The following is a 5,432-nucleotide window of genomic DNA, read 5'->3' as shown; positions in this document are numbered from 1 at the left end:
GCCAAAACCAGCCTGACAAGCCCGTGTAGTTACATTTTGGCCCATCCGGCCATAACAATATCAATCGCTTACGCGTTTTGCTGTCGAAGTTGGGGAAGATGCATTGCGTCAAGCTCCTCGGTCAGCGGCTCATGGCGAGGGACTTCGACCGTCAGGTCGCGGAACTCCACGTCAGGGTCGCCGTGCTGAACCGCTTCACCGCCCTCGGCATACCCGTCACCGAAGCCATAGGATGAGTCCGTCCGGGGAAAGGGGAAGTCCGTCCCCACGTCGATTTGCACAACAGAGTCCTGCCCATCGACCAGCCGTTTTCGGGAGTTCGTAGCGCCTGCCTTTACCCGCTTCATGCGGCGGAGGCGCGCTCCGGCGTCTGAACCACGACGCCCTCGGCGGCGACCGCGTGCCTTGCGAGGTCCAGCACTGTGCCGGCCCAACGCTGCGCGAGCGCGCCGTTGTGGGTGACGAGCATGACCGCGGCGCCGGCCTCCTCCGCCGCCTCGCCGATCACCGCCATCACGTTGCGCTGGGTGACAGGGTCGAGCCGCGACGTGGGTTCGTCCGCGAGGATCGCCGCAGGGCGCAGCGCCAGCACCCGCGCCAGCGCGAGCCGCTGCAACTCGCCCCCCGACACCTGTGCCGGCCGTCGATCAAGCAGTTCCGGCGCGAGACCGAGACGCTGCATCAGCGCCGGGATCGCCTGAGGGACGAGGCCGTGCCGGCGCGCCAGGTCGCGGAACTGTTCCGCCAACGTAGCCAAAGGCGCGAAGGCGGCGGGCGGGTCCTGGAACAGCTTCTGCACCGCCAGAGGGCGCTCGCCCGCGCCGTGCCGCAACAGTCGGCCCGACATCGGCTCGATCAGTCCAGCCAAGGTGTCGAGAAGCGAGGTCTTGCCAAGGCCGCTCGGCCCGATCACCCCAATACGCGCGCCCTCGCGCAGCGCGAATGTCAGTCCGCCCAACAGCGCCCGGCCGCCGCGGCCGACGGTGATCGCTTCGGCGGCCAGCACGGGCGCACCGGCGGCCGTCGAGGTCCAGAATGGCCAGTTCTCCGGGTCGGCCTCGACGAGCGCGCGGCCGTAGTCGCTCTGCGGATCAGAAAGGATGCGTTCGGAAGGGCCGGTCTCCAGCACCTCGCCGTCCCGCAAGATCATCACGTCGCCGCCCAACGCGCGGGCCACGGCGATGTCATGGGTGATGGCGATCAGAACGCCTCCGCCCTCGACGAACCGCCGCAGCAGGCGCGCCACGTCGTTGCGCCGGGCGTCGTCGAGGCCTTTTGTCGGCTCGTCAGCCAGCAGCGTTCGGGCGCCGGCGGCGGTGGCGGCGGCGAAGGCGACGCGCTGCGCCATCCCGCCCGAAAGCTGCCCGGGCCGCGCGGCCGCCGCCTGCGCGCCCAGGCCGAGATCCGCGAGATCGGCGCGGGCGAGCGTGCGCGCCTGCGCCCAATCTTGCCCCGCGACCTCGGCATGGGTTTCCGCGACCTGCGACAGGTTGCGCATTAGCGGGTCGAGCGCGCGCCAGGGCTCCTGCGGCAGAATGGCGATCCGCCGGCCCCACAGCGCCTCACGCGCGCCTCGGGGGAGGGCGTCCACGCGCGCGCCGTCAAGCGACACGGCGCCTGAAGCGATCAACCCGCGCGGCAGCGAGCCCATCACCGCCTGGGCGATCAGGCTTTTGCCGGCGCCGGTCTCGCCCAGGATGACCAGCGGCCGGCCAGGCTCGACGGTGAACCCGACCGGGCCGACCAGCCGGCGGCCCCCTGTTGAGACGCGTAGATCGTCGACGCGGAGGGTCATGCTTCGGTCTCCTCGCCCGCAATCAGGCGCAAGCACAGCACGGTTGTGGCCAGCGCAAGGATCGGCGCGGCGATAGCCCATGGCGCGCTGCGCCAGCTAGGCAGAAGCTCCGACATCATCACCCCCCATTCCGGGGTCGGCGGACGCAGCCCCACCGAGATGAAGCCGAGGGTGGCCAGCGCCGTCACGACGGTTGCGCCGCCGAACGCCGCGAGCGTCAGCACCTGCTGCGCGAGATCGGGCCAGAGATGGCGGCGCACGATGTGCCAGCGCCCGAGGCCGAGCAACTCCGCCGCCTGCACCGCCTCTCCCGCCGTCAGCACCCGCGCGCGTTGACGGGCGACCCGGAAGAACTCGACCCAGAGCGTAAGGGACAATCCGGCGTACAGCGTCCACCAACTGTCGGGCCGGATCGCGGCCAGCAGCATAACCAGCAACAGCCCCGGCAGCGCCAGCACCCCATCGGCGAAGGCGCCGAGCAGCCGGTCGGTCCAGCCGCCCCGCCAGCCCGCGAGCATCCCGAGCGATACGCCGAACGCCGCCGCGGTGCCGACCGCCAGCGCCGCGAGCCCCAACGTCAACTGCGCGCCGCCGAGGATGCGGGCAGCCATGTCGCGGCCGAGATGGTCGGTGCCGAGCAGATGGCCGGCGGTTCCGGGCGGCGCGAGGACCGCGCGAAGGTTCTGTCGCGCAGGGTCGTAGCCGACGAGGTCCGGGCCCGTGATCGTCAGCGCGACGATCACGCCGGCGCCGACGAGGCCGATCACGCGGCCGGGGCGCATCCCGCCAAGGGTGATGGGGCCGACACCGGTAGTCATTCCGGGGGCGGTCATCCGCGGGTCCTGGGATCGATAGCGCGGCAGGCGAGGTCGATGAGGAAGCTGAGCAGCACGAACGACAGCCCCAGCGCAAGCGCCGTGCCCTGCAGCATGGTCACGTCGCGCTCAAAGACGGCGTGGGTAAGCGCGTGGCCGATGCCGGGCCAGGCGAATACGCTCTCGACGACAACCACGCCCTCCAGCAGCAGCGCGGTCTGCACGCCGAGATAGGCCACGACCGGCGCCGCCGCATTGCGCGCGCCGTGCCGCCACAGCGCCGCGCCGGTCGACAGGCCCTTGTGGCGGGCGAACTGGAACGCCTCGCTGGATACCGTGCGGACGACCGCGTTGCGGATCACCCGGGTCAGCACCGACGCCAGCACCAGTCCCAGCGTCAGGGCGGGCAGGAAGGCGCTGGCGCCGTGGGCGTGGCCGGCGGCGGGGGCGGCGCGCATCCGAACCGCAATCAGCAGGATCAGCACGACGCCCAGCAGGAAGGCCGGCGTGGCGCGCAACAGGATCGCGGCGACCCCGGTGATGCGGTCGAACAGGCCGCCGGGGTTCAGGCCCGCCATCACCCCGATCGGCGTGGCGATCAGCAGCGCCAGCCCCACCGCGAGCGCCGCCAGCAGCACGCTGTGGCCAAGCTGGTGGGCGATGGCATCAACGACGCGCTCACCCGTCACCGCCGTTTGGCCGAGATCGAAAGTCAGTAGGTGCCCAACCCACGCCAGCAGCCGCACCCAAGATGGCCGGTCGAGGCCGAGTTCAGCCCGCACCTGCTCCGCCGCTGCGGCGCTGACCATGTCGTGGCCGTAGCGCCCCGCGGCGATGCGATAGGCGGCGTCGCCGGGCAGCGACTCAAGCATGGCGAAGCCGACCACGCCGACCACGAGCGCGACGATCAGCGCCTGGATCAGCCGGCCGAGAATTAGCCCGCCGAGGCTCTGCGCCGCGGCGGGCCGGATCGTCCAGCGCGCGGCGCGCGCCATTGCGGTCGTCATCAGTCGGACCACCGCACCTGCGAAAGGCCGTAGCTGCGCTCCAGAGGATCCATCGACACGCCTTCCAGCTTCGCCGCACTGGCGGCGGTCAGAACCGACCAGGCGACTGGGATCACGGGGAGTTCGGCCTGAAGCGCCTTGGTCACGGCCCGGATGGCCTCGGTGCGGGCCTCGGGATCAGCCTCGGCCAGCGCGACGCGTAGCGCCTCGTGCACCGCCGGCGCATCCCAGTTCATCGCGCCCCAGTCGCCGCCGCCAGCCTTGAAGTCGTCGAACGCGTTCACGACCGGATCAGGCGTCAAACCGTAGTTGCGCGCCGCAAGCGCGAGATCGAGCGTGCCGTCTTGGTGACCGCCCGGGACCTCGGAGGAATTGCCGACCGAGACCTTCACCTCCACGCCGATGTCGCGCCACTGGTCCTGCAGGGCCGCGGCGATGAGGGGCAATTCGGGACGATTGGGGTAGGTGCGCAGGGTCAGCGAAAAACGCTCGCCGCCGCGCGCCAGCACCCCGTCCGGGCCGGGCGCCCAGCCGAGGTCTGCCAGCAGCGCGCGCGCCTGCTCGGGGTCGTACGCGGCGGGGGGCTCGGCGGCGTCGTGCCAGCCGGTCAGCACCGGCGGGAACAACTGGTTGGCTGCCGATTCTGGAAAGTCCAGAATACCGGCCGCCACGCCCTCGCGATCGATCGCGAGGCTCAGGGCGCGGCGCGCATCCGCCTCGGCCAGCTGCGGGCGGGCGAGGTTCATCTTCACCATGATGGTGCGCGGGATGGCGACGGCGTGAACCGTGGAAAGATCCAGTTCATCCAGTCGGTGAAAGCCGGCCTTGTCGAGATTGACCGCAAGATCGGCGTCGCCGCTCTCGATCATCAGCGCCCGCGTCTCCGGCCGGTGCGAGGAGAGATAGCGGACCTCGGACACGCTGGCGGCTTCGCCCCAGTAGCCGTCAAAGCGTTCCGCAGCCAGCGACAGCGGCGGCTCCATGCCGACCATGCGGAACGGGCCGGTGCCGACGAAGGCCACGGCGGCCCCCTCGGCGTCGAAGCTGGTCGGCGCCAGGATCATCGCGCCGTAGTTCGCCAGCGCCGCCGGAAGCGCGGCATAGGGCGTCTCGAGACGGATGACGACGGCGCTTCGGTCCGTTGTGATGGCGGTCACGGGGACTGAGGACAGAATACCAGGCCGCCCGGCCGCGCGGCGCAGGCTGGCGGCGACAGTCTCGGCGTCCATGCGCCCGCCGTCGTGGAACAACACGCCCTGTCGAACGTCGAAGCGCCACTCCAGCCCGTCGGCGCTGGCGGTCCAGCCTGTCGAAAGCCCGGGGCAGAGCGCACCCTCGTCACACACCTCGACCAGCGTCTCGCCGATCTGCATGCGCTGGAAGATGTAGCCGTCCTGCGACGGCTCGTAGGTGTTCACATGCCAGGGCGCGGCGACCGACACAGCGGTGCGCGTCTGCGCCGCGGCGGGGGTGGCGACATTGGCGGTCGCGAATATGGCGAGGGCGATCGGCCCGGTCAGCAAATGTCGCAAGCTCGGCGCTCCTGCTCGAAGGGATGTGTAACATTTTAACGCGCATGGCGCGTTCGCAAGCGGATCGCTGCGTGTGCGCACCTCATCGCTCAGAAAGATGCCTCGCAACCAACAATGACAGATGACAGTTACGCGAATTAATCGTTACGTAGCGCCGGCAGTCTAAGAATTGGTTGAGGGGTGTGCACGACTCTGTTGAGCAAATCACGGCTGGGCCGGATTTCCCCTTTCCCCGGACGGACTCATCCTATGGCTTCGGTGACGGGTATGCCGAGGGCGGTGA

At 70.2% G+C, this 5,432-nt stretch carries 4 protein-coding genes and 1 pseudogene; 1 reads left to right on the top strand and 4 read right to left on the bottom strand.

Going from position 1 to position 5,432, the window contains the following annotated elements; genetic code table 11:
* Window positions 1–95 precede the first annotated feature (95 nt).
* A pseudogene (locus BLW43_RS23255) lies at window positions 96–236 on the top strand (IS5/IS1182 family transposase); the annotation flags it as partial.
* 107 nt (window positions 237–343) lie between these two features.
* On the opposite strand, the gene BLW43_RS22240 reads toward BLW43_RS23255, so the two are convergent.
* The 4 genes from BLW43_RS22240 to BLW43_RS22225 are packed head-to-tail and all read right to left on the bottom strand — an operon-like array spanning window position 344 to window position 5,230.
* Window positions 344–1,795, bottom strand: coding sequence for an ABC transporter ATP-binding protein (locus BLW43_RS22240; protein ID WP_093257034.1), 1,452 nt, complete (start codon window positions 1,793–1,795; stop codon window positions 344–346).
* The gene (locus BLW43_RS22235; RefSeq protein WP_245731175.1) at window positions 1,792–2,628 is read right to left on the bottom strand and encodes an ABC transporter permease; all 837 of its coding nucleotides are present in this window, start codon (window positions 2,626–2,628) and stop codon (window positions 1,792–1,794) included. Before BLW43_RS22235 ends, BLW43_RS22240 begins: the two co-directional genes overlap by 4 nt.
* The gene (locus tag BLW43_RS22230; RefSeq protein WP_245731174.1) at window positions 2,625–3,617 is read right to left on the bottom strand and encodes an ABC transporter permease; all 993 of its coding nucleotides are present in this window, start codon (window positions 3,615–3,617) and stop codon (window positions 2,625–2,627) included. Before BLW43_RS22230 ends, BLW43_RS22235 begins: the two co-directional genes overlap by 4 nt.
* Complete coding sequence (locus BLW43_RS22225; protein WP_245731173.1) at window positions 3,617–5,230, bottom strand: ABC transporter substrate-binding protein; 1,614 nt, start codon at window positions 5,228–5,230, stop codon at window positions 3,617–3,619. The genes BLW43_RS22230 and BLW43_RS22225 overlap by 1 nt, the downstream gene beginning before the upstream one ends.
* Between the last annotated feature and the right edge of the window lie 202 nt (window positions 5,231–5,432).

The organism is Rubrimonas cliftonensis, assembly GCF_900107585.1.
Classification (GTDB): Bacteria; Pseudomonadota; Alphaproteobacteria; order Rhodobacterales; family Rhodobacteraceae; genus Rubrimonas; species Rubrimonas cliftonensis.
The sequence above is the reverse complement of the archived record's forward strand: the minus strand, read 5'-3'. Positions and strand labels throughout refer to the sequence as shown.

Bases quoted from the DNA above. Each gene is read 5' to 3' on its own strand.
- BLW43_RS22230 (WP_245731174.1), bottom strand. From the start codon at position 3,617: ATGACGACCGCAATGGCGCGCGCCGCGCGCTGGACGATCCGGCCCGCC.
- BLW43_RS22235 (WP_245731175.1), bottom strand. From the start codon at position 2,628: ATGACCGCCCCCGGAATGACTACCGGTGTCGGCCCCATCACCCTTGGC.
- BLW43_RS22240 (WP_093257034.1), bottom strand. From the start codon at position 1,795: ATGACCCTCCGCGTCGACGATCTACGCGTCTCAACAGGGGGCCGCCGG.